The sequence below is a fragment of the Dietzia sp. DQ11-44 genome (assembly GCF_014145205.1).
In the GTDB taxonomy this organism is placed as follows: domain Bacteria; phylum Actinomycetota; class Actinomycetes; order Mycobacteriales; family Mycobacteriaceae; genus Dietzia; species Dietzia natronolimnaea.
On record NZ_JAALEC010000565.1, the window covers coordinates 1 to 2356 of the forward strand.

A 2356-nucleotide genomic window follows, 5' to 3' on the forward strand; every position below is an offset into this window, starting at 1 on the left:
CGCCACCGCCGCGAAGGTCTACCGCGAACTCGAGGAGTCGGGAGTTCTGGAGGGCCGCGGCCGGTCGGGGACGTTCGTCTCAGCAGCCGATCTGCCCGGCGCGGTGCTGGCCCGGGCCGCGGAGGAGTTCGCCGAGCGCGCCGCAGGCTCGGGATTCGACGTCGACGAGGCCGTGGCAGCTCTCCGCAACGCGTTCCGCCAATTGCCCTAGAGATCGCGACCCCGCCTGTCGCCGCCCGCCTGTCGCCACCCGCCGGCCATCCCCGATCCGGCGGCCACCTCGATCCGGCGGCCACCCCGATCCGGCGCGATCCTGGATGCATCGGCCGAGTGGGCCCGTCCCAGAACGTGACCGGGATTCAGTGAATGCGACCGGGTCACACGGAATGCTCCCAGCCCTGCTTCTCGAAGGCCCCGCGAACGAATCTGGTGAGCGTCCGCGGGGTGTGCAGCAGACCTTGTGTCACCCGCCTCACCTCCCATCCCAGTGACGCCAGCCGCAGCATCGCCACGGAATCGCCGTCTCGACGGGCCCGGGTCAGATGCTCGTTGCCGTCGTACTGCAACCCGACCTTCCACCGGCGGTTACCCAGGTCGAGTCGCGACACCAGCGCGCCGGACTCATCTCGCACCTCGACCTGCGACTCGAACACCGGCAGATCAGTCGCCCCCATGATCAACCGCAGTTCGGACTCCTTGGGCGACTCGGCCAACGGATCCACGGCGGGCAGCAACCCCAGCACACGACGGACCCCGGTCTGACCTGCCATGGCGAACGCCGCCGCCGCGATCGCATCCGGATCAGTGCCGCCTGTGCGACACATGGAATCGAGCGCCGCGACCGCCCGGACATCAGACGCCATATGCCGGGCGAGGTCGATTGCGGTCCTGGCGGGGGTCGTCACGGCCATCCCCTGCCACAGCAGATGGTCGGGAGTGGCGGTCCACTTGCGGACGACGATCCCGGGCGGGGCCCTGCGCCAGGTCGGCCTCCAGAGCTGGACCTCGTCGCGAACTAGCTCCTCCCCGAAGTACGCCTCCCCGGCCAGGTGCCCGGCGGCGCCCCCGCAGATCACCGAGCGTGGGCCACCCCATAGCCAGGCCGCGCGGATCTTCTGCGCCGGGTCGAGTTCGGCTGACGCTCGCACGTAGACCCTCGGGTGCAGTCGACGGAAGCGGGTGCGCAGATCCTGCCTGGTCAGGACCCCGGAAGCCAGCGCGCTACTGACCAGAAACGGTTCGCCACCGTAGATGGCTCTGACAAAGGCCGCCTCACGCCTCGGCGGTCCCGCAGGGTCTGAGTGTGTCGGAGGCATGATCGCATGGTGCTACGCGAAGGCCCTCCCTCTGTGGCGCGATCGGCCGGCTGTGGACGAGGCGGACGACCATCCACAGCCTGATCGCGGTCCGTGAATCGAGGCTCGCGACCAGCCGCTATCGCGGGGGATGACGAGCGATCAGGAGCGATAGGGAGCGATCTGCGATAACTCGTCTCGCTCCGAGCATCCTCGGCGAGTTCCGGAACGGGCTCACCCGGCCGATACGTTCGAGAACGCGCCCAATCGCGGGGTCGGACGCACGGGGGTCGGACGCACGGGGTCGGACGCACGGGGGTCGGGCGCCCAAGACACTTCCGCGGACCTCGAGACCGCACGTAATGGGAGACGACCCTGAGGCGATAATGGGGACATGATCAAAAGCCGCACAGCGACTGCTGCCGCCGCTCTTGCTCTGACCGCCGCCACTCCCGTTGCCGTGGCCCCCGCCCACGCCGCACCCGTCCCGGACGGTCACGTCGCCTACGTCGCTCAGGCGTCGGGATCAGCGGACGGCGGCTCCCTGGACAACCCGATCGTCGGAGCCGGCCTGATCATCCTGGCGGGCATCGGTGTCTCGGTCGCCCTGGCTGTCGGTGCCGGCGTGGCCGGAGGCGCGTTCGAACTGCCTCAGCTCCCGGGATCCTGACCGCGTCCGCTCAGCCCAGGATGTCGCGCCGCACCACGTTCTGGTCGCGGCCCGGACCCACGCCGATGTACGACATGTGGCAGCCGGCCAGCTCCTCGAGCCGCAGGACGTACGCCTGCGCCTCGGGCGGCAGGTCGGTGAACTCGCGCGCCCCGGTGATGTCCTCTTCCCAGCCGGGCATGGTCTCGTAGATCGGCGTGGCGTGGTGGAAGTCGGTCTGCGACATGGGCATCTCGTCGTGCCGGACGCCGTCGACGTCGTAGGCCACGCAGATGGGGATCTCGCCGATGCCGGTGAGCACGTCGAGCTTGGTCAGGAAGTAGTCGGTGAACCCGTTGACCCGGGCGGCGTAGCGGGCGATCACGGCGTCATACCAGCCGCAGCGGCGGGA

General features: G+C 69.6%; 3 protein-coding genes and 1 pseudogene. 2 read left to right on the forward strand and 2 right to left on the reverse strand.

Annotated features, from left to right (window positions below; all coding sequences use genetic code 11):
• Positions 1 to 211: pseudogene (locus G6018_RS13480) on the forward strand (GntR family transcriptional regulator); the annotation flags it as partial.
• Positions 212 to 377: 166 nt separating this feature from the next.
• Here G6018_RS13480 and G6018_RS13485 read toward each other — a convergent pair.
• Positions 378 to 1316 carry a hypothetical protein gene (locus G6018_RS13485; RefSeq protein ID WP_182639882.1) on the reverse strand — a complete coding sequence of 313 codons (939 nt, stop codon included), beginning with the start codon at positions 1314 to 1316 and terminating at the stop codon, positions 378 to 380.
• A gap of 373 nt (positions 1317 to 1689) precedes the next feature.
• Here G6018_RS13485 and G6018_RS13490 point away from each other — a divergent pair, with 373 nt between their 5' ends.
• Positions 1690 to 1965, forward strand: coding sequence for a hypothetical protein (locus tag G6018_RS13490; RefSeq protein ID WP_182639883.1), 276 nt, complete (start codon positions 1690 to 1692; stop codon positions 1963 to 1965).
• A 10-nt stretch (positions 1966 to 1975) separates the two neighbouring features.
• On the opposite strand, the gene G6018_RS13495 is transcribed toward G6018_RS13490, so the two are convergent.
• A partial coding sequence (locus G6018_RS13495) for an adenylosuccinate synthetase (protein ID WP_182639884.1) occupies positions 1976 to 2356 on the reverse strand: 381 nt, incomplete at its 5' end.